Source organism: Streptomyces sp. NPDC043867, assembly GCF_056435845.1.
In genome coordinates, this window is sequence record NZ_JBWKDS010000023.1 from 102,823 (window position 1) to 127,181 (window position 24,359).

Annotated in this window: 22 protein-coding genes; 11 read left to right on the forward strand and 11 right to left on the reverse strand. The window is 72.0% G+C overall.

Translation table 11 applies throughout. The features are described 5' to 3' along the window. Positions 1-6: 6 nt before the first annotated feature. Positions 7-999, reverse strand: coding sequence for a DEDDh family exonuclease (locus AC069T_RS23040; protein WP_478784516.1), 993 nt, complete (start codon positions 997-999; stop codon positions 7-9). 459 nt (positions 1,000-1,458) lie between these two features. Between AC069T_RS23040 and AC069T_RS23045 the strand changes: the two genes are divergently transcribed. Genes AC069T_RS23045 through AC069T_RS23055 form a run of 3 tightly spaced genes read left to right on the forward strand, consistent with a single transcriptional unit; the run spans position 1,459 to position 4,082 of the window. Beyond that, positions 1,459-2,331 carry a sterol desaturase family protein gene (locus AC069T_RS23045; protein ID WP_478784517.1) on the forward strand — a complete coding sequence of 291 codons (873 nt, stop codon included), beginning with the start codon at positions 1,459-1,461 and terminating at the stop codon, positions 2,329-2,331. Then, the gene (locus AC069T_RS23050; RefSeq protein ID WP_478784518.1) at positions 2,328-3,002 is read left to right on the forward strand and encodes a lysoplasmalogenase; all 675 of its coding nucleotides are present in this window, start codon (positions 2,328-2,330) and stop codon (positions 3,000-3,002) included. The genes AC069T_RS23045 and AC069T_RS23050 overlap by 4 nt, the downstream gene beginning before the upstream one ends. Before the next feature lie 36 nt (positions 3,003-3,038). After that, positions 3,039-4,082 (forward strand): zinc-dependent alcohol dehydrogenase family protein, encoded by a 1,044-nt coding sequence (locus tag AC069T_RS23055; protein WP_478784519.1) that lies wholly within the window; start codon positions 3,039-3,041, stop codon positions 4,080-4,082. Between the two features lie 30 nt (positions 4,083-4,112). Here AC069T_RS23055 and AC069T_RS23060 read toward each other — a convergent pair whose 3' ends face one another. The 4 genes from AC069T_RS23060 to AC069T_RS23075 all read right to left on the reverse strand — a co-directional run bounded on the left by AC069T_RS23060 (position 4,113) and on the right by AC069T_RS23075 (position 10,019). After that, positions 4,113-5,117, reverse strand: coding sequence for a CopD family protein (locus tag AC069T_RS23060; RefSeq protein WP_478784520.1), 1,005 nt, complete (start codon positions 5,115-5,117; stop codon positions 4,113-4,115). Between the two features lie 130 nt (positions 5,118-5,247). Beyond that, the gene (locus AC069T_RS23065; RefSeq protein WP_478784521.1) at positions 5,248-6,693 is read right to left on the reverse strand and encodes a CoA transferase; all 1,446 of its coding nucleotides are present in this window, start codon (positions 6,691-6,693) and stop codon (positions 5,248-5,250) included. Positions 6,694-6,864: 171 nt separating this feature from the next. Further along, complete coding sequence (locus AC069T_RS23070; protein ID WP_478784522.1) at positions 6,865-8,388, reverse strand: S8 family peptidase; 1,524 nt, start codon at positions 8,386-8,388, stop codon at positions 6,865-6,867. 92 nt (positions 8,389-8,480) lie between these two features. Then, a complete protein-coding gene (locus AC069T_RS23075) occupies positions 8,481-10,019 on the reverse strand; it encodes a S8 family serine peptidase (RefSeq protein WP_478784523.1) in 1,539 nt (512 codons plus the stop codon). A gap of 362 nt (positions 10,020-10,381) precedes the next feature. On the opposite strand from AC069T_RS23075, the gene AC069T_RS23080 reads away from it, so the two are divergent. The 3 genes from AC069T_RS23080 to moaA all read left to right on the forward strand — a co-directional run bounded on the left by AC069T_RS23080 (position 10,382) and on the right by moaA (position 13,522). Next, positions 10,382-10,738 (forward strand): DUF485 domain-containing protein, encoded by a 357-nt coding sequence (locus tag AC069T_RS23080; protein WP_478784524.1) that lies wholly within the window; start codon positions 10,382-10,384, stop codon positions 10,736-10,738. Continuing rightward, positions 10,735-12,363 (forward strand): solute symporter family protein, encoded by a 1,629-nt coding sequence (locus tag AC069T_RS23085; RefSeq protein ID WP_478784525.1) that lies wholly within the window; start codon positions 10,735-10,737, stop codon positions 12,361-12,363. Before AC069T_RS23080 ends, AC069T_RS23085 begins: the two co-directional genes overlap by 4 nt. A 169-nt stretch (positions 12,364-12,532) precedes the next feature. Further along, positions 12,533-13,522, forward strand: coding sequence for a GTP 3',8-cyclase MoaA (moaA, locus tag AC069T_RS23090; RefSeq protein ID WP_478784526.1), 990 nt, complete (start codon positions 12,533-12,535; stop codon positions 13,520-13,522). 161 nt (positions 13,523-13,683) lie between these two features. On the opposite strand, the gene AC069T_RS23095 is transcribed toward moaA, so the two are convergent. Together AC069T_RS23095 and AC069T_RS23100 are read right to left on the reverse strand one after the other, a co-directional pair. Then, complete coding sequence (locus tag AC069T_RS23095) at positions 13,684-13,926, reverse strand: hypothetical protein (protein ID WP_478784527.1); 243 nt, start codon at positions 13,924-13,926, stop codon at positions 13,684-13,686. A 223-nt stretch (positions 13,927-14,149) separates the two neighbouring features. Continuing rightward, positions 14,150-14,545, reverse strand: a complete 396-nt coding sequence (locus AC069T_RS23100) for a DUF3099 domain-containing protein (protein ID WP_478784528.1) — start codon at positions 14,543-14,545, stop codon at positions 14,150-14,152. A gap of 243 nt (positions 14,546-14,788) precedes the next feature. On the opposite strand from AC069T_RS23100, the gene AC069T_RS23105 reads away from it, so the two are divergent. Beyond that, on the forward strand, positions 14,789-15,067 hold the full coding sequence (locus tag AC069T_RS23105; RefSeq protein ID WP_478784529.1) for a GlsB/YeaQ/YmgE family stress response membrane protein: 279 nt from the start codon (positions 14,789-14,791) through the stop codon (positions 15,065-15,067). Positions 15,068-15,167: 100 nt separating this feature from the next. Here the strand turns inward: AC069T_RS23105 and tyrS are convergent, their stop codons facing one another. The 3 genes from tyrS to AC069T_RS23120 are packed head-to-tail and all read right to left on the reverse strand — an operon-like array spanning position 15,168 to position 19,417. Continuing rightward, positions 15,168-16,436 carry a tyrosine--tRNA ligase gene (gene tyrS / locus AC069T_RS23110; protein WP_478784530.1) on the reverse strand — a complete coding sequence of 423 codons (1,269 nt, stop codon included), beginning with the start codon at positions 16,434-16,436 and terminating at the stop codon, positions 15,168-15,170. A 57-nt stretch (positions 16,437-16,493) separates the two neighbouring features. Then, positions 16,494-17,897, reverse strand: a complete 1,404-nt coding sequence (locus AC069T_RS23115) for a metallopeptidase TldD-related protein (protein WP_478784531.1) — start codon at positions 17,895-17,897, stop codon at positions 16,494-16,496. Beyond that, positions 17,894-19,417 carry a TldD/PmbA family protein gene (locus AC069T_RS23120; RefSeq protein WP_478784532.1) on the reverse strand — a complete coding sequence of 508 codons (1,524 nt, stop codon included), beginning with the start codon at positions 19,415-19,417 and terminating at the stop codon, positions 17,894-17,896. Before AC069T_RS23120 ends, AC069T_RS23115 begins: the two co-directional genes overlap by 4 nt. Positions 19,418-19,677: 260 nt before the next feature. Between AC069T_RS23120 and fabG the strand changes: the two genes are divergently transcribed. From fabG to AC069T_RS23135, 3 genes are all read left to right on the forward strand, one after another. Next, a complete protein-coding gene (gene fabG, locus AC069T_RS23125; RefSeq protein WP_358853433.1) occupies positions 19,678-20,397 on the forward strand; it encodes a 3-oxoacyl-[acyl-carrier-protein] reductase in 720 nt (239 codons plus the stop codon). A 5-nt stretch (positions 20,398-20,402) separates the two neighbouring features. After that, positions 20,403-21,170 carry an enoyl-ACP reductase FabI gene (fabI, locus tag AC069T_RS23130; RefSeq protein WP_358853434.1) on the forward strand — a complete coding sequence of 256 codons (768 nt, stop codon included), beginning with the start codon at positions 20,403-20,405 and terminating at the stop codon, positions 21,168-21,170. 200 nt (positions 21,171-21,370) lie between these two features. Beyond that, entirely contained in the window at positions 21,371-21,730 is a 360-nt protein-coding gene (locus tag AC069T_RS23135) for a hypothetical protein (protein ID WP_478784533.1), read from the forward strand. A 9-nt stretch (positions 21,731-21,739) separates the two neighbouring features. Here AC069T_RS23135 and AC069T_RS23140 read toward each other — a convergent pair whose 3' ends face one another. Further along, positions 21,740-22,441: a FadR/GntR family transcriptional regulator gene (locus AC069T_RS23140; RefSeq protein WP_478784534.1), complete on the reverse strand. Its 702-nt coding sequence runs from the start codon at positions 22,439-22,441 to the stop codon at positions 21,740-21,742. 114 nt (positions 22,442-22,555) lie between these two features. Here AC069T_RS23140 and AC069T_RS23145 point away from each other — a divergent pair, with 114 nt between their 5' ends. Continuing rightward, positions 22,556-24,298: a CynX/NimT family MFS transporter gene (locus AC069T_RS23145; RefSeq protein ID WP_478784535.1), complete on the forward strand. Its 1,743-nt coding sequence runs from the start codon at positions 22,556-22,558 to the stop codon at positions 24,296-24,298. Positions 24,299-24,359 lie beyond the last annotated feature (61 nt).

The following is a 24,359-nucleotide window of genomic DNA, read 5'->3' on the forward strand; positions in this document are numbered from 1 at the left end:
GCCCCGTCACGCTCCGGACGCCGGCTCCACGTCCCGCAGCAGCTGGCCGAACGCGGCCTCGTCGATCACCGGCGTGCCGTACTGCCGGGCCTTGACCACCTTGGACGTACCCGACTCCGGGTCGTTCGTGACGAGCAGGCTGGTGAGCCGGGACAGGCTCGTCGCGATGTGCAGCCCGGCCTCGACGGCCCGGTCCTCCAGCAGTTCCCGCTCGACCGACGTGTCACCCGAGAAGGCGACGCGCATGCCCTGCTTGAGGGGTTTGCCCGCTTCGTACCGTCCCGGGTTGGGGTGCGGGCACACGGGCCGCTTGCGTGACGGCCGCCAACTGCCCGGCCGGTAACCGCCGGAGGGGTACCCGCCCGAGGGCTGCCGGCCGATCCGCGGTGCGCCGGACCACTCGGTGAGCGGCCGGCATTCGAGCAGGGGCAGCCGGACACCGTCGCGCGCCGCCGCCCGCAGGCTCGGGCGGAACGCCTCGGCCAGCACGCGCGCGTCGTCCAGCGCGTGGTGCGCCCGCTGCTGCACGACGCCGAAGTGTGCGGCCAGCGACTCCAGCTTGTGGTTCGGCAGCGGCAGCCCCAGTTCCTTGGCGAGCGCGATGGTGCACAGCCGCTGGCGCACCGGCGCCTCGCGCTCGGCGCGCGCGTACTCGCGGGCGATCATCGACCAGTCGAAGACGGCGTTGTGCGCGACGAGTACGCGGTCCGCCAGCCGGGACGCGAACTCCTCGGCGATGTCCGGGAAGAGCGGTGCCCCTTCGAGCACCTCGCTCGTCAGGCCGTGGATCCACACCGGGCCGGGGTCCCGCTCCGGGTTGACCGTCGTGTACCAGTGGTCCTCGACCTCGCCGCGCGCGTCCAGCCGGTAGACGGCGGCCGAGATGATCCGGTCGTCCCGGGCCAGGCCGGTGGTCTCCACGTCAACGACCGCGTATCCCTTCGGATACGCGGCCGGCCAGACGGCGGGGAACGCTGCGGTCGCGAGGTCTTCGAGCATGGTTCACGAGGATACGGGGCGGCGCCGACAGTGACGGCCCGGACCCGAAGGCCGTCGGGTCCCGGCGTGTGGCGAACGGCCGGTGGCGCCGCGGTGGCCTCGATGCGCTGCGGGGGCGGCTTCCTGACGGATTATCAGGACAATTGATCTGAAAGCGGGCGCTCTTCACCGGTCCCGGTGGCGGGGTCCGTCGTGTACGACTACGTCACTCCTCCCGCCGCGCGCACCGCGAACTCACCCGTGGTGTCCGCGAAGGGAGGTTCGGTGGCGGTGTGGTGACGGGCCGGTACGCACTTGACGTCGCCCGGAGCGCGACCGGGCAGGCGGTCCGGGGGAGCCGGGTGCCGTGGCCGGGGGCGGGGATTGGTGGAGATCGCCAAGAAGCAAGCGCGTACCCCCGGTAATACTTGTCAGTAACACCGTCTAGCCGCGGCCCGGATGCCGTCCTACGGTGCAGACATGCCGAACCTGCCCGATGTCGTGCTGTGGTCGATACCCGCCTTCGTGCTGCTCACGGTCATCGAGATCGTGAGCGTCCGGCTCCGTCCCGACGAGGAGGAGGCGGGGTACGAGGCGAAGGACGCCGCGACGAGTCTCGGCATGGGACTGGGGAGTCTCGCCTTCGACTTCCTGTGGAAGATCCCGATCGTCGCGATCTACACGGCCCTCCACGAACTGACGCCGCTGCGGGTGCCCGTCCTGTGGTGGACCGTCCCGCTGATGCTGCTCGCGCAGGACTTCTTCTACTACTGGTCGCACCGCGGGCACCACGTGATCCGCGTCCTGTGGGCCTGCCACGTCGTCCACCACTCCAGCCGGAAGTTCAACCTCACCACCGCACTGCGCCAGCCCTGGACCTCCCTCACCGTCTGGCCCTTCTACGTCCCGCTGATCGCCCTCGGCGTGCACCCCGCCGCCCTGGCCTTCTGCTCCTCGGCCAGCCTCGTCTACCAGTTCTGGATCCACACCGAGCGCATCGGCAAGCTGCCCCGGCCCGTCGAGTTCGTGTTCAACACGCCCTCGCACCACCGTGTCCACCACGCCTCCCAAGGCGGTTACCTGGACCGGAACTTCGGGGGGATCCTCATCGTCTGGGACCGGCTCTTCGGGTCGTTCGTGCCCGAGACCGACCGGCCCGTCTACGGCCTCACCAAGAACATCGACACGTACAACCCCCTGCGCGTCGCCACCCACGAGTACGTCGCCATCGCCAAGGACCTGAAGGCGGCCCGCAGCTGGCGCGAGCGGGCGGGGCGCGTCCTCCGCGGGCCGGGCTGGCAGCCCGCCCGGCCGGCCGCCGAACCGACGCCGGTCGCGGAGCCCGTCGCGTGAACCCACGCCACGCGCGTGTGCCGCTCGTCGCCCTCGGCGTCGCGGTTCTGGTGGATCTGGTCTGCCTGGCGGCCGGCCTCGGCCCCGGACACGCCGTCGCCAAGCCGCTGTTGATGCCCCTCCTGGCCGCGCACACGGCCCTGCGCGGCGGCCCCCGGCTGCTCGTCGCCGCCCTGCTGTGCGGCTGGGGCGGCGACGTGCTCCTGCTGTCCGGCGCCGACGCGGCCTTCCTGGCCGGGATGGCGTCCTTCGCGGCGGGGCACGTGTGCTACCTCGCGCTCTTCCGGAAGCGTGCCGCCCCCGCGTGGGGACCGTGGCGGGCCGCCGCCTACACCACCGCCCTCGTCGTCACCGTCGCCCTCCTGTGGCCCGGCCTCCCCGGCGAACTGCGCGTCCCCGTCGCCGGCTACAGCCTGCTGCTGACCGCGATGGCGTACACCGCCACGCGTCTCGGTCCCGTCGCAGGGGCGGGAGGCGCCCTCTTCCTGCTCTCGGACACCCTCATCGCGACCGGGGTCGCCGGCTGGCCGCAGCTTCCCCGCCCCGACTTCTGGATCATGCTCACCTACCTCGCGGCGCAGTACCTGCTGGTCCGCGGCGTGCTCGGCACCCTCGGCGAGTCATCCGTGCCCGCCCCGGCGTACGGTGAGACGCGCTCGACCACCCCCTGAGCGCACCACCGCCGATCAGCCGAGAAGGACCCTCGCATGCGCGCCACCACCATCCACGCCCCCTACGACATGCGCGTGGAGGACGTCCCCGATCCCGTGGCGCAGCTGCCCACCGACGCGGTCGTACGGGTGCTGCGGTCCTGTATCTGCGGCAGCGACCTGTGGGCGTACCGGGGCGAGGCGGCGCGGCAGCCGGGCCAGCGGATCGGGCACGAGTTCCTCGGCGTCGTCGAGGAGACCGGCTCCGAGGTGACCGGTGTGCGCCGCGGGGACCTCGTCGTCGCGCCGTTCATGTGGTCCGACGGCGCCTGCGACTACTGCCGTGAGGGGCTCACCACCTCGTGCGAGCACGGTGGCTTCTGGGGTTCCGTGGGCTACGACGGCGGGCAGGGCGAGGCCGTGCGGGTGCCCTTCGCCGACGGCACCCTCGTCCGGCTGCCCAAGGAGGCCGCCTCCGACGACCGTCTGCTGGCGGCCCTGCTCACCCTCTCCGACGTCATGGGCACCGGTCACCACGCCGCCCTCGGCGCGGGGGCGCGGCCGGGCGCGACGGTCGCCGTCGTCGGTGACGGAGCCGTCGGGCTGTGTGCCGTCCTGGCCGCCCGGCGGCTGGGCGCCGAGCGGATCATCGCGCTCGGACGCCACGAGGCGCGGACGGACATCGCGCGCCGCTTCGGAGCCACCGACGTCGTCGCCGAGCGCGGGGAGGCCGCCGTGGCGGCCGTGCGCGAACTCACCCGCGGACAGGGCGCGCACTGCGTCGTCGAGGCGGTCGGCACCGAACAGTCGATGAGCACCGCCGTGGGCATCACCCGCGACGGCGGCGCCGTCGGCTTCGTCGGCGTGCCCCACGGCAGCGGCACCGGCCTCGACCTGAGCGTCATGTTCGACCGGAACATCGCCCTGCGCGGCGGCGTCGCCCCGGTGCGCGCGTACATCCCGGAACTGCTGCCCGACGTCCTGGACGGAACGATCGACCCGTCGCCCGTCTTCGACCGGACCGTCGGCCTTCAGGACGTACCGGAGGGCTACCGCGCGATGGACGAGCGGACGGCGCTGAAGGTCATGGTCGCGGGCTGAGGGAGGGCAGCCGCTGCCGGGAGACCGGGCTCACCGGCCCGGGAGCGGCAGCGCCGTCAGCAGGGCCGACACCACGACGACCGCGCCCAGCACCGTCACCTCCGCGCGAGCGGGCGAACAGGCGCTGAGCGGGTCGTTCGCGCGGCCCATCCGCAGACGCGCGCACAGGGCGAGGCCGGCGACGACGGCCACCAGGAGCACCTTGGCGAGCAGGGCACGCCCGTACGACGTCGTCGCCAGCTGGTCCAGGACCGTGCCCAGCGGCATACGGCGCAGCGTGCTGCACACCCCGGTGGCGGTGATCCCCGCGAACAGGAAGGCCGCCACGCGCGCGTAGCGGCCGAGGAGCGCGGCGCCCTGCTCCGGGGCGCGCCAGGCCCGCAGCGTCCGCAGCACGTGCAGCAGCCCGCCCGCCCACAGCACCGTGCAGGTGACGTGAACGAGCGTCAGGGCCGAGCCGACCAGCGGGAGGTGCTCCGTGACGGGATGGGCCCGCAGCGCCTCCGCCACGGCCACCGCGGCCGACGGCAGCACCTGGAAGCCAGGACGGTTCGTGAGGGTGCACAGCCCGACCGCCCCGAACGCGTTGAACTCCACGAGCGCCAGCGCGCCGTCCCGGGAGCCGTACAGCGCGCCCACGTCCAGACCGACGAGGCCCCCGGGCAGCCGGTTCCCGGTGGCCGCGCAAGCAGCTAGTCCCAGCGCCGCCACACATCCGGCGGCCGCCGCGAAGGGCGCCCAGCTGCGGGGCGCTCGCGCGGCGGGGGCGCCGGGAACCCGGCGCACCAGCCGGGCCGCGAACAGCTCGCCCGCCGGGACGCACATGGCCGCGAACAGCACCGCCCGGAGCAGGGCGATCCCGGCGACGCCCGGCGCGGCGGCCTCGCCGGTGCCGCGCAGCGCGATTGACGGTCCGAGCAGCGGAATCAGAGCGGCCAGGGTCACCAGACCGAGCACGGCGACGGCCCGGCCGGCGGACGCGGGCTGCGCGGGGGCGGTGGCGGCTCTCTCGGCCGTCTGTTCAGTCGAACTCACGTCACGATCTTCATCATCTCTCTGAAAATCGGGCAAGTCGGGTAGAACGATCGGCGGAACGGCATCCCCCGGGAGCAGAGGTGCCCGCCCGCGCCCGCGCCCCCACCCGCGCCCCCGCCCACGCCGCCGCTCACCACCAGCGCGCCGGATCTGCGCCCCAGTGCCCCGGCGGCCGCAGCCAGTCGCGCGGTCCCCCGTCGAAGGAGACCGGCGACCGGGCATGGCGCAGCGGCCCCAGCGGGCTGTCCGTCCCGGTGAGCCAGCGGTCCGCCCGCTCGTACGGGGCGTCCGACGGCCGGTCGCCCGGGACCGGCCCGTTCGTCCGGCGCCCGGTCTCCCGTACCGGCCCGTTCGTCTGCCGGTCGTCCCGGACTCCTGCCGGCCCGTTCGTCAGCCATTGCGCCGTCCGGGCCAGCGACAGCCGTACGAGCCGGGTCCCGCCCTCGCGCGACTGCTCGGTCAGCGACCGCAGCACGGCCGCCGCCAGCAGATAGCCGGTGCCGTGGTCGAGGGCCTGCGCCGGCAGGGCGCCGGGCCGCTCGTCCGAGCCCTCGGCCACCGCGATCCCGGTGGCGGCCTGCACCAGGCTGTCGAAGCCGCGCCGCCCGGCCCACGGCCCCCCGTCCCCCCAGGCCGACAGCTGCGCGACCACCAGACCCGGCCGCCGCTCGGCCAGGGCCCGGGGACCGAGCCCGAACCGGTCCAGGGCACCGGGCCGGTAGCCGGTGACGACGACGTCGGCCGCGTCGAGCAGCTCCTCCAGGGCACGCCTGTCAGTCGTCAGGTCGAGCGTGGCGGAGCGCTTCCCGAAGCCGGTGTCGGCGTGCTGGTCGGGGAGTTCCGGCAGCCGCGGTGGGTCCACCCGCAGCACGTCGGCGCCGAGGAGGGCGAGGGTGCGGGTGGCCACGGGACCTGCGATGACCCTGGTCAGGTCCAGGACACGGACGCCCGCGGCCGGCCGCAGGGGGTCACCGGCGAGGTCCGTGAAGGTCCGCGGTGGCCCCTCGTCCAGCCGCTCCCGGGCGACCAGGGGCATGCCCGCGACGGCGGCACCCTGCTCGTGCGCCGCCCACTCCCGCGCCGTGCGCAGGGCGACGGCGAGGCCCCCGGCCGCGTACACGGACTCCTCCACCTCGCCCGCGGACCGTTCCGCCAGGGCGGCGGCGACCGTCTCCGCCGCGGGGTCCGGGGGCAGGCCGAGCGCGACCGACAGCCGTGCCCGGTGATGCGGATAGTTCGCGTGTGTCCGCACCCATCCGTCCGCGGTCCGCCAGAACCGGGACAGCGGCGCGAAGCTCACCGGCGCCCGCCCGCCGACGCGCAGGTGCCGCTCGCTGACGAAGGCCGTGGCGACGGCCCCGTCGTCGACCTCGGCCGCGGGCATCGCCCGCCCGGTGCGGCGGGCGGCCAGCTCGGCGGCCGCCAGCGCGCAGGCGCCCACACAGCCGCGTGCCACCTCCCGTACGGGCAGCCGGGCGTCGAGCGCGCCGTCCCGTACGACGGCCGAGAGACGGGAGAGGAGTGCGGGGTCGCCGCCCAGCGCCTCCCAGGCGACATTCACCGGTGCGTGCGTCATGACGGCACTGTGCCGGATGTACGGAATCAACATGCCGACCGGGCCGGGTACTTGGGACGGGACTCCCGGGGAGCGGCGTGACGGGGGACGGCGAAGGGCCGGACGGCGTGCTGCCGTCCGGCCCCTTTGCGGGTGCGTGGTCCCGACCACGTCGCCGCTACTACGTCACCGCTACTTCGTCACCGCGTCCAGCGCGTCCGCGGTGCCCCAGCCGTAGAAGCCGTTGCGGTTCTTCGTGCCCTCGCAGACGGCGTCGATCTTGCCGTCACCGTCGATGTCGTACGGGTCGGTGCACGGCGTGGCGTCGGCCTCGGCGTACAGCAGCGCCTTCACCAGGGCGGCGGAGGCGTGCGGGTGCGTCGACTTGATCAGCGCGGCGACACCCGCGACGTGCGGGGACGCCATCGACGTACCGGCCATGTAGCCCCAGCCGCCGCCGGGCAGCGGGCCGAGGATCAGGCCGCTCGTGGCGGGCGGGGCCGGGGTCTGGTAGCGCGTCGAGTCGCCGCCGGGCGCGGCGATGTCGATGACGCCCAGGCCGTGATTGGAGAAGGACGACTTGATGCCCTTCGCACCCGTCGACGCCACGGTGACCACACCCGGCAGCTGCGTGGGGATGTCGTAGCACTCGGACGGGTCGATCACCCGGTCGCCCGGCGTCGTGTCGTTCGGGGACGACGGGTCCGTGATCTCGTTCGCGGCCAGGTCGTAGTTCTCGTTGCCCGCCGCCGCGACGTTGACCGCGCCCTTGTTCTCCGCGTAGCGCGAGGCGCGCGTGATCGCGTCGACCAGGGCCCGCTGGTCCGGGTCGTCCTTGCAGTTGAAGTACCAGGGGTCGGTGTAATAGCTGTTGTTGGTCACGTCGACGCCGTGCTCCGCGGCCCACACGAAGCCGCAGACCACGGCCTCCGTGTAGAAGAACCCGGCCGTGGTGGACACCTTGATGCCGGCGACCTTCACGCCCGGGGCGACACCGGTGATGCCGACGCCGTTCTTGGCGCCCGCGATCTCACCCGCGACATGCGTGCCGTGCGGGCTCTCCTCGGCGCTCGGCCGCCACGCCCCGTCGGTGGTGTCCGGCTTGCCCGTCACGCAGTTGACCGAGGCGTCGCGGTCGAAGTTCGGGGCGATGTCGGGGTGGGAGTCGTCGACGCCGGTGTCGATCACGGCGACCGTGACCTTCCGGCTGCCGAGCGTCTTCTCGTGCGCCTTGTCCGCCTTGATGGCGGGCAGGTCCCACTGCAACGGCTCCAACGGGTCCTGCCCGGCGGCCGCCTGGACGCCGGCGACGTCCTTCGCGCTGAGCGCCTTGGGCGTGCCCACGTCGGTGGTCGACTGGGCGGGCAGCGGCGCGGTGCGCGTGGCGCCGGCCGACTGCACACCGCGTACGGTGCGGACGGTGGCGGCGAAGCCGGCGTTCGACGAGTGGACGACGATCACGCCGATCCGGTCGTACGACGTCACGATCGTGCCGCCGGCCTCGGCGATGGCCTTCTTCACGTGCGCCGAAGGGCCGTGCCCGGGGCGGACGTTGACGACATAGCTGAGCGAGGTCGCGTCCGCTGCCGCGGCGCGCGGCGCGGCGGTGTCCGCCGCGGACGCGCTGACGTTCGGCAGGAAGGCGAGAGCCGTCGCCATGGCCATCCCGAGGGGGACGGCTATCGCGCGACGCGAGCGCGACTGAGGCGCTGTCATGGTGTCTCCAGTTCGTTCAACGGTACGAGCTGTACGAGCCGTGCGGAAAGCTCACAGGTCGGAGGTCCGGGGCAGGAGCCCGACGTCCGGGGCTACTTGACCGCCCGCAGCGCGTTGACGACGCCGAAGCCGTAGAAGCCGTTCACACGCTTGCCGCCCTCGCAGGTGGCGTCCACGACACCGTCGCCGTCGCCGTCGTACGGCTCCGCCGGGCAGCCCGGGTTGTCGGCCTGCGCCTTGAGCAGCGCCTGGAGCTGGGCCGGAGTCGCGTGCGGGTGCGCGGACTTCAGGAGCGCGGCCACACCCGCGGCGTGCGGCGAGGCCATCGACGTGCCCTGGAGGAAGCCGTACTGGTTGTTCGGCATCGTGGAGAGGATCCGGCCGTTCTTCGACGGGGTGTCCGGGATCTGGTACTTGTCGCCACCGGGCGCCGCGATGTCGATGACACCGTCGCCGTAGGTGGAGTAGTACGACTTGGCACCCTTGACGCCGGTCGCGCTGACCGTGACGACGCCCGGGAGCTGGGTCGGCACGTCGAAGCACTCGTGCGGGTCGATCGTCCGGGGGACCGGGGTCGAGTCGTCGGGGCTGGAGTCATCGACGAGAGCGTCCGCGTCGAGGTCGTCGTTGGAGTTGCCCGCCGAGGCCAGGTTCAGGGTGCCCTTCTGCTGGGCGTACAGCTGGGCCCGGTTCACCGCGTCGACGATCGCCCGCTGGTCGGGGTCGTCCATGCAGTTGTAGAGCCACGGGTCCACGTAGTAGCTGTTGTTGGTGACCTCGACGCCGTGGTCGGCGGCGAAGACGAAGGCGCAGACGACGGCCTCCGGGTAGAACAGCTCGCTGACCGGGTCGGCCACCTTGATGCCGGCGACCTTCACGCCCGGGGCGACACCGGCGACGCCGATGCCGTTGCGGGCCGCGGCTATCTCACCCGCCACGTGCGTGCCGTGGTAGTGGTCGGCGTTCGCGGGACGCCAGGCGCCCGGCGAGGTGTCCGCCTTGCCGCCGACACAGTTCGCGGACTGGGAGGCCGAGAAGTTGGGGGCCAGGTCCGGGTGGGTGTCGTCGACGCCGGTGTCGATCACGGCGACGGTCACGTTCCTGCTGCCGGGGTTGATCTTGGCGGCCTTGTCGGCGCCTATCGCCCGCAGGTCCCACTGGTCGGCCTCGAGGGGCTCCTCGCCCGAAGCGGTGCTGCCCGCCTCGGCCTTCGCCGCCTGAGCCGCCGTCAGGTACTGTGCGGCGCCTTCGTCCGTGGTGCCCGCCGCGGTCAGCGGCGCGGTGCGGGTGGCACCGGCGGACTGCACGCCGCGCACCGCACGGAGCTGCTTGCCGAAGTCCGGGTCGGCCGACTGGACGACGAACACGCCGATCTTCTCGTACGCGGCGACGACGGTCCCGTCGGCCTCGGCTATCGCCCGCCGCACGGACGCGAGCGTGCGGTGGTCCGTCCTGGTGTTGACGACGTACGCCAGCTTCGGGCCGTCCGCGGTCGTCGAGGCGGAGGCGGAGGCGGCGGCGCTGCCGGGGGCGGCCGCCGCGACACCCGGCAGCAGGCCGAGGGAGGCGGTGAGGGCCAGCGCGGCGGGCACGGCGAGCGCGAGACGGCGTCTGGAAGGCAGATGAGCCATGGGATCTCCACATCATCCGGAAACGGGCACTGCCCGAACACAGGTGGTGCTCGGGCAGGTACATGACGGGCGTGCAGGGCGAAGCTATCCCCCGCCCCAGCTGGCCAGCAATGAAATCCGGCGACGACTTCCGAAAGTACTCAGGTGAGTTGAACCGGTCCACGCGTGGCGCCGTGACCTTGAGCAGGGCGCACGAGCACGATCGAGCCCCTGTCGGATCACGCCCGGGGGCCCTAACATCACCTCCCGGTCCACGTGATCCACGTCACAATGAGGTCAAGTCGCCCATGTCCGTGCCCAGTCCGTCCCCGTCCCCCTCGGCGAAACCGTCCATCGTCGCAACCGCACCACGAGGAGACTCCGTGGCCACCGACGCACCGCCCCCCTCGAAATCCCAACCCCCGCTCCCCTCCACCGAGGAGTTCGTCGAGGTCCAGCAGAGTGCGGAGTTCGGTGAACTGCGCCACTCGCACCGGTCCTTCGCCTTCCCGCTGACCATCGGCTTCATCTCCTGGTACCTGCTGTACGTCCTGCTCTCGAACTACGCGGGCGACTTCATGGGCACCCAGCTCTTCGGCAACATCAACGTCGCCCTGGTGCTCGGCCTCGCCCAGTTCCTCACCACGTTCCTCATCGCCTGGTGGTACTCGCGGCACGCCGCCGCCCAGCTCGACCCCAAGGCCGAGGCGATCAAGTCCCGGATGGAGGGCGGCGCATGAGCCCCGCGATCACCCAGGTCCAGCTCGCGGCGGGCGAGGCGAGCGAGCACCGGCCGCTGATCATCTCCCTGTTCGCCGTGTTCGTCGTGGCCACCCTCGTCATCACCGTCTGGGCCGGCCGCCAGACCAAGAGCGCCGCCGACTTCTACGCGGGCGGACGCCAGTTCAGCGCCTTCCAGAACGGACTCGCCGTCTCCGGCGACTACATGTCCGCCGCGTCCTTCCTCGGCATCGCCGGCGCCATCGCCCTCTTCGGCTACGACGGCTTCCTCTACTCCATCGGCTTCCTGGTGGCGTGGCTGGTGGCGCTGCTCCTGGTCGCCGAGCCGCTGCGCAACTCCGGCCGCTACACGATGGGCGACGTCCTCGCCTACCGGATGCGCCAGCGCCCGGTGCGGACGGCGGCCGGCACCTCCACGATCGTCGTCTCGATCTTCTACCTGCTGGCGCAGATGGCGGGCGCGGGCGTCCTGGTGTCGCTGCTCCTCGGCATCACCAGCGACGGCGGAAAGGTCGCCATCGTCGCCCTCGTCGGCGTCCTGATGATCGTCTACGTCACGATCGGCGGCATGAAGGGCACCACCTGGGTGCAGATGATCAAGGCGGTGCTGCTCATCAGCGGCACCATCCTGATCACCTTCCTGGTGATGCTGAAGTTCCACTTCAACATCTCCGACCTGCTCGGCTCCGCGGCCGACAACAGCGGCAAGGGCAAGTCGTTCCTTGAACCCGGCCTCAAGTACGGCGCGACCTCGACCTCCAAGGTGGACTTCATCTCCCTGGGCATCGCGCTGGTCCTCGGCACCGCCGGCCTGCCGCACATCCTGATCCGCTTCTACACGGTGCCGAACTCCAAGGCCGCGCGGAAGTCCGTGAACTGGGCCATCGGCATCATCGGCGGCTTCTACCTGATGACCATCGCCCTCGGCTTCGGCGCCGCCGCGCTCATCAAGCCGGAGGAGATCATCGCCTCCAACAAGGCCGGCAACACGGCCGCCCCGCTGCTCGCGCTGCACCTGGGCGGCGTGGACTCGACCTGGGGCGCGATCCTGCTCGCCACCATCTCGGCGGTCGCCTTCGCCACCATCCTCGCGGTCGTCGCCGGACTGACGCTGGCCTCGTCCTCCTCGTTCGCCCACGACATCTACGCGAACGTGATCAGGAAAGGCAACGCCACCGAGAAGGAGGAGGTCAGGGCCGCCCGCTACGCCACGATCGCCATCGGTGTGGTGTCGATCGGCCTCGGCGCCCTCGCCCGCGACCTGAACGTGGCCGGCCTGGTCGCCCTCGCCTTCGCGGTCGCCGCCTCCGCCAACCTGCCGACGATCCTCTACAGCCTCTTCTGGAAGCGCTTCACGACCCAGGGAGCCCTCTGGTCGATCTACGGCGGCCTCGTCACCGCCGTCGGCCTGGTGCTGTTCTCGCCGGTCGTCTCCGGCAAGCCCACCTCGATGTTCCCCGACGTCGACTTCCACTGGTTCCCGCTGGAGAACCCCGGCATCATCTCCATCCCGGTCGGCTTCCTGCTGGGCTGGATCGGCACGCTCGTGTCCAAGGAGGAGCCCGACGCCGGCAAGTACGCCGAGCTGGAGGTCCGCTCCCTCACGGGCACCGGAGCGCACTGAGCCGCACGCCCGACGGCCCCGTCGTGGACACCTGGTGGATCACCACTGGTAGGTCTCTACGACGGGGCCGCGCCGTACCTCGTGGGATCGGGCCCCCACCGTTGTCGGTGCCGTCGCGTAGGCTCGGAGCTGTCCGACGTTGTTATCCGGATCGAGGGAGGGGGCCCACGTGCTCATCGACACCTATGGCCGAGTGGCCACCGACCTGCGCGTCTCGCTGACCGACCGCTGCAATCTCCGCTGCACGTACTGCATGCCCGAAGAAGGCCTGCAGTGGCTGGCCAAGCCCGACCTCCTCACGGACGACGAGATCGTCCGCCTGATCGGGATCGCGGTCGGCCAACTCGGGATCACCGAGGTCCGCTTCACCGGCGGCGAACCCCTGCTCCGGCCCGGCCTGGTCGGCATCGTGGAGCGCGTCGCGGCCCTCGAGCCGCGCCCCCAGATGTCCCTGACGACCAACGGCATCGGGCTCAAGCGCACCGCGACCGCCCTGAAAGCGGCCGGCCTGGACCGGGTCAACGTCTCCCTCGACACCCTGCGCCCCGACGTCTTCAAGACGCTCACCCGCCGTGACCGCCACAAGGACGTCCTCGAAGGCCTCGAAGCCGCCCGCGACGCCGGCCTGACCCCCGTCAAGGTCAACTCGGTCCTGATGCCGGGGCTGAACCAGGACGAGGCCCCGGACCTGCTCGCCTGGGCCGTCGAGCACGACTACGAGCTGCGCTTCATCGAGCAGATGCCCCTGGACGCCCAGCACGGCTGGAAGCGGGAGGGCATGGTCACCGCGGGGGACATCCTCACCTCGCTGCGCACCCGCTTCGAACTCACCGAGGAGGAGGCCGGCGAGCGCGGCTCGGCCCCCGCGGAGCGCTGGCTCGTCGACGGCGGCCCGCACCGGGTCGGCGTGATCGCCTCGGTCACCCGCCCCTTCTGCTCGGCCTGCGACCGTACGCGGCTGACGGCCGACGGCCAGGTCCGCACCTGCCTGTTCGCCACCGAGGAGACCGACCTGCGGGCGGCCCTGCGCTCGGACGCCCCCGACGAGGAGATCGCCCGCGTCTGGCGCGCCGCGATGTGGGGCAAGAAGGCGGGATCGGGCCTCGACGACCCGTCGTTCCTTCAGCCGGAGCGCCCGATGTCCGCGATCGGAGGCTGAGGGCTGTCCCGCAATTCCCGGTGGATCCAGCGCGCGGCGTCAGATGCGGTGCATCGCAAGGCGGAGGGTCGTCCTCATACCGGGTGTATGCGGGCGATCCGACAACGCGGCGAGGTGCCGTAGCTGTCGCCGTGCGCCCGCCGGGAATTGCGGGACAGCCCTTACAACCTGCCCTGCGCCGTCTCCCACTCGGCGAGCGGCACCACGTCCTTCAGGAAGCCGCGCACGCTCAGGAACTGCGACAGGTGCTCCCGGTGCTCCTCGCACGCGAGCCATGTCTTGCGGCGCTCGGGCGTGTGCAGCTTAGGGTTGTTCCAGGCGAGCACCCACACGGCGTCGGCGCGGCAGCCCTTGGCGGAGCACTGCGGTACGGAGGGGGCGGAGTCGGGGAGCGGGAGGTTCACGCCCTCACCCTAAACGGCCCCCCAAAGGCGACGCCGAGCAGCCACGGGGGGAGCTGCCCGGCGTCGGTCCGTCGCTCCGACGGGGGATGCGGAGCGCGTACGAAGTATGTCACGGGGGACCCGGTGCCCGGCACCTGAACTCCATGATTGATCTGAGCTTTTCCTGAGCTTGGTAACCGTCCCGGCGCCCGGTCCCTCTCCGGATTCCGCTACTCCGCGACGGTCAGGTCCGCTCGTGCGGTTCGCCCCGGAATTCCGCCCCAGCATCCGTCGGCGCGTCCCCCGGCACAGATTCCGGAACGGGTTCCGAGGGGCCCTCCGCCGGGGGTGCGATCATCGGCCGCACCGGGACGGTGACGAACGTCGACGGGAGCGACGGCGCGTTCTCCCGGCCCGCGTTGGCGATCACCACCGCGACGTAGGGGAGAAGCCCCCCGAGCACCAGGGCGACGATCGCGACGTGCCGTTCCACGTTCCAGAGGGTGGCGGCGAGGATCACCGCGATCGTGCGTACGGTCATCGAGATGACGTAGCGCCGCTGCCGCCCGCGGACGTCCTCGTCGAGTCCCTGCCTGGCTCCTGTGATCCGGAAGACCTGGCCACTGTTCTGCTTCCGCATCACATTCCACCGCCTTGCCTGTGTCGGACGCTCCCCGGTCCGTACCACCCGGACCCGGTCAGGACCGGGCCCGAACGCCTTCCACGGTACGCCGCGTCCGGACCGTCCTGGAGACCGGGGGCACGGCCCGGCCGGGGACGGACTGCGCCGTACCGCGTATGGCTTCGCCCGACATGCGGCGTACGGCCCGCGGACCGAGACTGGCCGAAATGCTCACGTGGAGCCGTACTAGGAGGCAGAGCCATGGGCTGGTTGTGGGCCATCGTCGTGGGATTCGTGCTGGGTCTGCTGGCCAAGGCCATCATTCCGGGCAAGCAGCACAGTCCGCTCTGGCTGACCACGATCTTCGGCATCCTCGGGGCCGTCGTCGGCAACGCCATCGCCCGGGCGGTCGGCATCGACGAGACCAGCGGCATCGACTGGGGCCGGCACGCACTCCAGCTCATCGCCGCGATCGTCATCGTCTTCTTCGGCGACATGGCCTACATGTCTCTGCGGGGCAACCGCCGGCAGCGCACCTGAGACATCCGACGCGCCGCCCCCGCGGGACGGACGGACAGCGGGGGCGGTCCCGTGACGGAACCGCCCCGCTGTCGCGTGGACGTGGCTCGCCAGGGCGCGCTCAGGCGCCCGTGACCTCTACCGCCGCCAGGTTCTTCTTGCCCCGGCGCAGCACCAGCCAGCGGCCGTGCAGCAGGTCCTCCTTGGCGGGGACCGCGTCCTCGGCGGCGACCTTCGAGTTGTTCACGTACGCGCCGCCCTCCTTGACCGTGCGCCGCGCGGCCGACTTGCTGGCCACAAGACCGACCTCCGCGAGGAGGTCCACCACGGGACCGAGCGCGGGGACCTGGATGTGCGGCACCTCGGACAGGGCCGCCCGCAGCGTCGGCTCGTCGAGGTCGCCGAGCTCTCCCTGGCCGAACAGCGCCCGGGAAGCGGCGACCACGGCGGCCGTCTGGCCCGCGCCGTGCACCAGCGTGGTCAGCTCCTCGGCCAGCGCGCGCTGGGCGGCACGGGCCTGCGGCCGCTCCTCGGTCTGCCGCTCCAGCTCCTCGATCTCCGCACGGGACCGGAAACTGAAGATGCGCAGGAACTTGGAGACGTCACGGTCGTCCGCGTTCAGCCAGAACTGGTAGAAGGCGTACGGCGTCGTCATCTCGGGGTCGAGCCAGACCGTGCCGGACTCCGTCTTGCCGAACTTGGTGCCGTCCGCCTTGGTGATCAGCGGGGTACCCAGCGCGTGCACCACGGCGGCCGGCTCGACCCGGTGGATCAGGTCCGTGCCCGAGGTGAGGTTGCCCCACTGGTCGCTGCCGCCGGTCTGCAGCGTGCAGCCGTACCTGCGGTAGAGCTCCAGGAAGTCCATGCCCTGGAGGATCTGGTAGCTGAACTCGGTGTAGCTGATGCCCGCGTCGGAGTTCAGCCGCCGCGAGACGGCCTCCTTCGCGATCATCTTGTTCACCCGGAAGTGCTTGCCCATGTCGCGCAGGAACTCGATGGCCGACATGCCCTGGGTCCAGTCCAGGTTGTTCACCATCACCGCGGCGTTCGGACCCTCGAAGTCCAGCAGGGGGGCGATCTGCGCGCGCAGCCGCTCCACCCACTGGGCGACGACCTCGGGAGCGTTGAGTGTGCGCTCCGAGTTCGGCTTCGGGTCGCCGATCAGTCCCGTCGCCCCGCCGACCAGGCCCAGCGGGCGGTTGCCCGCCTGCTGGATGCGGCGCATCGTCAGGATCTGCACCAGGTTGCCGAGGTGCAGGCTGGGCGCGGTCGGGTCGAAGCCGCAATAGAACGTGACAGGACCGTCCGCGAACGCCTTGCGCAGTGCGTCCTCGTCGGTGGAGAGGGCGATCAGCCCGCGCCACTTCAGTTCGTCGACGATGTCCGTCACGGTTCTCGTATCTCCTCGGGATGATGTCGGGCAGCCGGGCAGCCGCCGGCTACGAGGTTATACGCCCTGGCTGACAGAGCTCATATTGAAGTCGGGCACCCGCAGCGCCGGCGCCGCGGCCCTGGTGAACCAGTCGCTCCACTCCCGGGGCAGCGTCTTCTCCGTGCGCCCCGCCTCCGTGGCCCGGCCCAGCAGACCGACCGGCGACTCGTTGAACCGGAAGTTGTTCACCTCGCCGACGACCTCGCCGTTCTCCACCAGGTACACCCCGTCCCGGGTCAGCCCCGTGAGCAGCAGCGTCGCCGGGTCGACCTCGCGGATGTACCAGAGGGAGGTCAGCAGCAGGCCGCGGCCGGTGCTCGCGACCATCTCCTCGAGGGAGCGGTCGTCGCCCCCGTCCAGGATCAGGTTCCCGATCGACGGGGCCACCGGCAGACCGGTCAGGGCCGCGCTGTGCCGGGTCGTCGACAGATGCCGGAGCCGGCCGTCGGCGATCCATTCGGTGGCTCGGAGCGGCAGCCCGTTGTCGAACACCGACGCGTCGTCCCCGGAGGAGTGCGTCAGCACGAACGGGGAGCTCTCGAGGCCCGGCTCGCAGGGGTCGCTGCGCAGGGTCAGCGGCAGCTCGCTGAGCCGCTCGCCGACGCGGGTGCCGCCGCCCGGCTTGCTGAACACCGTCCGCCCCTCGGCCGCGTCCCGGGCCGCCGCCGACCACATCAGGTAGATCAGCAGGTCCGCCGCGGCCGTCGGCGGCAGCAGCGTCTCGTACCGCCCGGCGGGCAGGTCGAGGTGCCGCTCCGCCCAGCCGAGCCGGGTCGCCAGCTCCGCGTCCAGCGCCGCCGGGTCGACGTCCTTGAAGTCCCGGGTGGAGCGGCCCGCCCACGCCGAGCGGGTGCGGTCCGGCGATTTGGCGTTCAGCTCCAGCGTCCCGTTGGGCTGGTCGTGCCGCAGCCGCAGCCCCGTCGACGTGCCCAGATAGCTGGACACGAACTCGTGGTTGGCGAAGCCGTACAGCTCGCGGCCGCCCGCACGGGCCCGGGCGAACGACTCGCCGAGCGCCGGCGCGAAGTCCGTGAACACGGCGGAGGAGGTCTCGGCCGGCGCGTCCGTGAAGTCCGGGGACTCCGGGACACCCGCGACGAGGGGCTGGGCGTCCTCGGCGGGGCCGGCGCCGCGCGCGGCGGCCTCGGCGGCCCGCACCAGCGGCTCCAGCTCGTCGGGCGTCACCGCCGAGCGGGAGACGACGCCGGACGCCGTGCCCTCCCGGCCGTCCACGGTGGCGATGACGGTCAGCGTGCGCCCGCGGGTCACGCCGTTCGTGGTCAGCGCGTTGCCCGCCCAGCGCAGGTTGGCGGTCGACTGCTCGTCGGCGATCACCACGCAGCCGTCGGCCCGGGACAGGGAGAGAGCACGCTCGATGATCTCGTGCGGCTTGTCCGTACCGTTCGTACGCGAGGTCATCGGCCCCCCTCCTGAGTGGTGTTGAGAATGTTCACGCCCTTGAAAAGGGCGGACGGGCAGCCGTGCGAGACCGCCGCGACCTGGCCCGGCTGGGCCTTGCCGCAGTTGAAGGCACCCCCGAGCACATACGTCTGGGGGCCGCCCACCGCGGCCATCGAACCCCAGAAGTCGGTGGTCGTCGCCTGGTACGCGACGTCCCGCAGCTGCCCCGTCAGGCGGCCGTTCTCGATCCGGAAGAAGCGCTGGCCGGTGAACTGGAAGTTGTAGCGCTGCATGTCGATGGACCAGGAACGGTCGCCGACGACGTAGATCCCGCGGTCGACGCTGCCGATCAGGTCCTCGGTGGACAGCCCGGCGGGATCCGGCTGGAGGGACACGTTCGCCATGCGCTGCACGGGCACGTGCCCGGGGGAGTCGGCGTAGGCACAGCCGTTCGACCGGTCGAAGCCGGTCAGCTTCGCGATGCGCCGGTCCAGCTGGTAGCCGACGAGCGTGCCGTCCTTGACGAGGTCCCAGGACTGCCCGGCCACGCCCTCGTCGTCGTACCCGATGGTCGCGAGGCCGTGCTCGGCGGTCCGGTCGCCGGTGACGTTCATCAGCTCGGAGCCGTACTTCAGCTTGCCCAGCTGGTCGAAGGTCGCGAAAGAGGTCCCCGCGTACGCCGCCTCGTAACCCAGCGCGCGGTCCAGCTCGGTGGCGTGGCCGATCGACTCGTGGATGGTCAGCCACAGGTTGGACGGGTCGACGACCAGGTCGTACACGCCCGCCTCGACGCTAGGCGCCCGCATCTTCTCGGCGAGCAGGCCGGGAATGCGCGCGAGTTCGGACTCCCAGTCCCAGCCGGTGCCCGTCAGGTACTCCCAGCCCCGCCCGACCGGTGGCGCGATCGTGCGCATCGAGTCGAACTCGCCGGTGGACTCGTCGACGGCGACGGCCGTCAGCTGCGGGTGCAGCCGCACGCGCTGCTGGGTGGTCACGGTGCCCGCGGTGTCGGCGTAGAACTTGTTCTCGTGCACGGTCAGCAGGGAGGCGTCGACGTGGCTGACCCCGTCGGCGGCCAGCAGCCGCGCGCTCCAGTCCGCCAGCAGCCCGGACTTCTCCTCGTCAGGTACGGAGAAGGGATCGATCTCGTACGCGGAGACCCAGGTCCGGTCGGCGTGCACCGGCTCGTCCGCGAGCTCCACCCTCTCGTCGGAACCGGCCGCCTCGATCACCCGCGCCGACAGCTTCGCCATCGCGACGGCCCGCGAGGCCACCTTCGCGGCGGCGTCCATCGTCAGGTCCACGCCCGACGCGAATCCCCACGTGCCGCCGTGCACCACCCGCACCGCGTACCCCAGGTCGGTGGTGTCCGACGACCCCGCCGGCTTGGCGTCCCGCAGCCGCCAGGACGCGCTGCGCACCCGTTCGAAACGGAAGTCGGCGTGCACGGCGCCGAGCGCCCGCGCGCGGGCGAGCGCGGCGTCGGCGAGGGCGCGCAGAGGTAGTGCCGTGAAGGCTTCGTCGATGGAATGAGGCACCTGGGTCTCTTTCTGTGGACGTGACGGTGGCCGCCGTGCTCTGCGGTCGCTCCGATCATGTCGCCCATCGCGCCCGCGGACCACAGGTTTCCGGCCCGCGACCATGACTTTCTGTAGAGACCCGACAGTGAGTCCCCCTACGCCACTGTCGGTGCCCGATTGTCCGTCGGCGGGCCCGGACCGATAGGTTTTCGAGAAAGCCGCCTGTCGATCCAGCTGTCCGGGCGGACGAGTCAGACCGCTATCGAAAGGGTGATCCGTTGAGCCGCTCGGTTCTCGTCACCGGAGGCAACCGGGGCATCGGCCTCGCCATCGCCCGCGCGTTCGCCGAGGCCGGCGACAAGGTCGCCATCACATACCGTTCCGGCGAGCCGCCGGCCGCCCTCACGGAGCTGGGCTGCCTCGCCGTCAAGTGCGACATCACCGACACCGAGCAGGTGGAGCAGGCCTACAAGGAGATCGAGGCCGAGCACGGTCCGGTCGAGGTCCTCATCGCCAACGCGGGCATCACCAAGGACCAGCTCCTGATGCGCATGTCGGAGGAGGACTTCACCTCCGTCCTCGACACCAACCTCACCGGCACCTTCCGTGTCGTCAAGCGCGCCAACCGCGGCATGCTGCGGGCCAAGAAGGGCCGGGTCGTCCTGATCTCGTCCGTCGTCGGCCTGTACGGCGGCCCCGGCCAGGCGAACTACGCCGCCTCCAAGGCCGGCCTGGTCGGCTTCGCGCGTTCCCTCGCCCGTGAGCTGGGTTCGCGCAACATCACCTTCAACGTCGTCGCGCCCGGCTTCGTGGACACCGACATGACCAAGGTGCTCACCGACGAGCAGCGCGAGGGCATCGTCAAGCAGGTGCCCCTCAACCGCTACGCGCGGCCGGAGGAGATCGCCGCGGCGGTGCGGTTCCTCGCGTCCGACGACGCCTCGTACATCACTGGAGCCGTCATCCCGGTTGACGGCGGACTGGGAATGGGTCACTGATCACCATGAGCGGAATTCTCGAGGGCAAGCGCGTCCTCATCACCGGTGTGCTGATGGAGTCCTCCATCGCGTTCCACGCCGCGAAGCTGGCCCAGGAGCAGGGCGCCGAGATCATCCTGACCGCGTTCCCGCGGCCCACGCTGACCGAGCGCATCGCCAGGAAGCTGCCCAAGCCCACCAAGGTCATCGAGCTCGACGTCACCAACGACGAGCACCTGGGGCGCCTGGCCGGCATCGTCGGCGAGGAGCTGGGCGGGCTCGACGGCGTCGTGCACTCCATCGGCTTCGCGCCGCAGGACGCGCTCGGCGGCAACTTCCTCAACACCCCGTTCGAGTCGGTCGCCACGGCGATGCACGTCTCGGCGTACTCCCTGAAGTCGCTGACCATGGCGTGCCTGCCGCTGATGCAGAGCGGCGGCTCCGTCGTCGGCCTCACCTTCGACGCGCAGTACGCCTGGCCGCAGTACGACTGGATGGGCCCGGCGAAGGCCGCCCTGGAGGCCACCAGCCGCTACATGGCGCGTGACCTGGGCAAGCAGAACATCCGCTGCAACCTCGTCTCCGCGGGCCCGATCGGCTCGATGGCCGCGAAGTCCATCCCGGGCTTCAGCGAGCTTGCCGCGGTGTGGGACTCCCGCGCGCCCCTGGAGTGGGACCTGAAGGACCCGGAGCCGGCCGGCCGCGGCATCGTCGCCCTGCTGAGCGACTGGTTCCCGAAGACCACCGGCGAGATCATCCACGTCGACGGCGGCCTGCACGCGATCGGCGCCTGACCGCCCGCTCCCCCGGCCGGATCGAAGGCCTGGTCCGAACAGGTGACGCCCCGTTTCCCGCAGGTGCGGGGAGCGGGGCGTCACCCGTTCGGCCCCACCGGCCGGGCGGCGGACGCCGGTGACCAGGCACTATGGAGTACGCGTTCACCCAGCACTCCGGACGCGTTTTCCTCCCGTGCTCGGCCGAGGAGGTCCCCCTTGTGCGCCTTTTCCACCGATTCGCCCCGGTACTGGCCGCGCTGGTTCTCCCCGTCGCCCTGCCCGACGACGCGGCCTCGCACTCCCCGCACCCGCCCGGAAGGGGCCTCCACGCGCGCGTGCCCGACGAAAGACCCTTCGGGTCCTCGTGCCGCACCCACGTGCTGGGCTCCCGGGTGACCGCCTACTGCCACAACCCGTATCCCGAGACGGACCGGGTCAGGCTGCACGTCGAGTGCGACCGCTGGTGGGACATCGACAGCGACGGCACTCCGGTCGCCGCCGGGCCCGCCGAGACCGTACGGCTGACCGGGCGCTGCTGGAAGGAGATCCGCTCGGCGTGGGTCAGTCACGAGAAATGACGGTGCCCGTCAGCCGCCGGTGGTGACGTCCGGGTCCCTGAACCTGCCCGGGCGGCACTGGAACGGGTAGCCCGCGGCCTCCGTCCCGGCCGTCGCCGCGTCGCCCGCCCGGATCGCGTCGAGGAGCCGGGTGTGGTCCATGTACGTCTCCGGCGTCAGCCTCTCGCCGACGTCCTCGCGCAGCCAGTCGCGCATGACCTCGCCCAGGTCCGCGTACATCCCGGTCATGACCTCGTTGTGCGACGTGGCCACCACCGCGAGGTGGAAGGTCGCGTCGGCCGTCACGAAGGACTCCGCGTCGCCGGACTCCCAGGCCTCCTCGCGGCGCACGAGCAGGGCGTGGAGCTGCTTGAGATCGCGCTCGGTGCGCCGCTCGGCGGCCAGCCGGGCGGCACTGGACTCCAGCGTGGAGCGCAGCTCCGCGACATGCCGCGGGTCGGCGTCCGCGAAGCGCCGGTGCATGACGCCCGCCAGCTCACTGGTCGCCACGACGTAGGTGCCCGAACCCTGGCGGATGTCCAGCAGCCCGTTGTGCGCGAGCGCCCGGACGGCCTCCCGGACCGTGTTGCGGGCCACGCCCAGCTGCTCGACCAGCTCCGGCTCGGTGGGGATGCGGGAGCCGACGGGCCACTCACCCGAGGTGATCTGGTTCCGCAGCTCGGCGATGACCTGCTCGGACAGCGCGGAACGGCGGGGGTGGCTCAGCGGCATGACGGTCCTTCGTACGGGCCTTCCTGCGGGGCCGCAGGCTCCGGAGAGTAACGCAGGCGGGCGGACGCGAGCGGGAGTGGACAACCAATCATCCCATGATTCTATGATGGCGTCATGACAAGCGAGCAGACGCGGACGACGACGCCCCGGGCGATACGCGATTCCGGGGGCACCGGCCCCGAGGATCCGTCGTCCACACGCCCCGGGCCGGAGGATCCGGCGTCCGCCGCGGTCCCCGGGGCCGGCAGCGAGGTGCCCGCCCCGCGCGCGTGGATGACGCGGCTGGTGGTCGTCGGCATCGTCCTCACCGCCCTCAATCTGCGGCCGGCCATCACCAGCCTGGGCGCCCTCCTCGAAGAGGTGCGCGACGGACTCGGGATGAGCGCCGGCGTCGCCGGTCTGCTCACCTCCGTGCCGCCGCTCTGCTTCGCCGTCTTCGGAGTCATGGCACCGCGCCTGGCCCGCCGCTTCGGTCCGGGCGCGGTCGTCTGCGCGGGAATGGCCGCCATCGCCGTGGGCCTGGCCGTCCGGCCGTACGCGGGCGGCACGGCGGGCTTCCTGGCGGGCAGCGCTCTCGCGCTCATGGGCATCGCCGTCAGCAACGTCCTGATGCCGGTGATCGTCAAGCGCTGGTTCCCGGACCGCGTGGGTTCCATGACCGGCCTGTACTCGATGGCGCTCGCGCTCGGCACCTCGTCCGCCGCGGCGGTCACCGTGCCCATGACCGACGCGCTGGGCGGCAGCTGGCGGTCCGGGCTCACCGTCTGGGCGGCCCTCGCGGCCGCCGCCGTACTGCCCTGGATCCCGCTGCTGCGCGCGCGGGGGGCCGGTTCCGGGACGACGGGCGCCGGGGGAGTGCCGACGGCCGGCCGGGCGGGGGCGTCCGCGGCCGGGGGCGAGCAGGCCTCCCCGGCAGGGGGAGTTAGGGCCTGTCGTTTGGATCATGCCGGCGTCGCGGGGTCTGGCACGCACATCTGCGGCGTTGTCGTCGGTCGCCGACGCTCCGCGTCGACTCCCTCCTCCGCCTTGCAGCTGCACGCGCCAGATCCCGCTCGGGTCGGTCAGGACGAACCGTCGGTCACAGCCAGCCTGATCCAAACGACAGGCCCTAGGGCTTCCGCGGTCGTCGGAGAGCCCCCTTCCGTGGCCGGCGGCATCACGGCCTCCCCGGTGAGCGGCGCGAAGGCCTCCGCGGCCGGCGCCTCCGGACGTGCGGCGGGCCCCGGCGAGGCGGTCTCCGCGGCCGCCGTCGAACGCGGGGCGGCGGAGGGGCTGCGGATCACCCGCAGCCGTACCGCCTGGGCGCTCGCCGTCTTCTTCGGCCTCCAGGCCACCGCCGCGTACGTCACCATGGGCTGGATGGCGCAGATCTTCCGCGACGCCGGAGTGCCGGCCGGCACCGCGGGCGTGCTGCTCGCGGTCACCATGGTGATGGGCGTGCCGCTGGCGTTCGTCATCCCGCGCCTCGCCACCCGGCTGCCGAACCAGGGGCCGATCGTGATCGCCCTCGGGATCAGCGGTCTCGCCGGGTACGCGGGCCTGTGGCTGGCCCCGGCCGCCGGCGCCTGGGCGTGGGCGGTGCTGCTCGGGGTCGCCAACTGCTCCTTCCCGCTGGCCCTCACCATGGTCGGTATGCGGGCCAGGACCGGCGCGGGCGTCGCCAAGCTGTCCGCCTTCGCCCAGAGCACCGGCTACCTCATCTCGATCCCCGGCCCGCTCCTGGTGGGCGTGCTCTACCAGCACAGCGGCGGCTGGGGCCTGCCGATCGCGCTGATGGCGGGGCTGATGGTCCCGCAGATCGCCGTGGGCATCCTGGCGGGCCGCAACCGCATCGTGGAGGACGAGGCCCGGCGCTGACCCCTCAGGGGCAGGGGGCGACCCCATGGGCGGGGACGGGCGTGGCAGGTGCGAGACTGGC

Bases quoted from the DNA above. Each gene is read 5' to 3' on its own strand.
- AC069T_RS23040 (WP_478784516.1), bottom strand. From the start codon at position 999: ATGCTCGAAGACCTCGCGACCGCAGCGTTCCCCGCCGTCTGGCCGGCC.
- AC069T_RS23045 (WP_478784517.1), top strand. From the start codon at position 1,459: ATGCCGAACCTGCCCGATGTCGTGCTGTGGTCGATACCCGCCTTCGTG.
- AC069T_RS23055 (WP_478784519.1), top strand. From the start codon at position 3,039: ATGCGCGCCACCACCATCCACGCCCCCTACGACATGCGCGTGGAGGAC.
- AC069T_RS23065 (WP_478784521.1), bottom strand. From the start codon at position 6,693: ATGACGCACGCACCGGTGAATGTCGCCTGGGAGGCGCTGGGCGGCGAC.
- AC069T_RS23070 (WP_478784522.1), bottom strand. From the start codon at position 8,388: ATGACAGCGCCTCAGTCGCGCTCGCGTCGCGCGATAGCCGTCCCCCTC.
- AC069T_RS23075 (WP_478784523.1), bottom strand. From the start codon at position 10,019: ATGGCTCATCTGCCTTCCAGACGCCGTCTCGCGCTCGCCGTGCCCGCC.
- AC069T_RS23085 (WP_478784525.1), top strand. From the start codon at position 10,735: ATGAGCCCCGCGATCACCCAGGTCCAGCTCGCGGCGGGCGAGGCGAGC.
- AC069T_RS23100 (WP_478784528.1), bottom strand. From the start codon at position 14,545: ATGCGGAAGCAGAACAGTGGCCAGGTCTTCCGGATCACAGGAGCCAGG.
- AC069T_RS23105 (WP_478784529.1), top strand. From the start codon at position 14,789: ATGGGCTGGTTGTGGGCCATCGTCGTGGGATTCGTGCTGGGTCTGCTG.
- AC069T_RS23115 (WP_478784531.1), bottom strand. From the start codon at position 17,897: ATGACCTCGCGTACGAACGGTACGGACAAGCCGCACGAGATCATCGAG.
- fabI (WP_358853434.1), top strand. From the start codon at position 20,403: ATGAGCGGAATTCTCGAGGGCAAGCGCGTCCTCATCACCGGTGTGCTG.
- AC069T_RS23140 (WP_478784534.1), bottom strand. From the start codon at position 22,441: ATGCCGCTGAGCCACCCCCGCCGTTCCGCGCTGTCCGAGCAGGTCATC.
- AC069T_RS23145 (WP_478784535.1), top strand. From the start codon at position 22,556: ATGACAAGCGAGCAGACGCGGACGACGACGCCCCGGGCGATACGCGAT.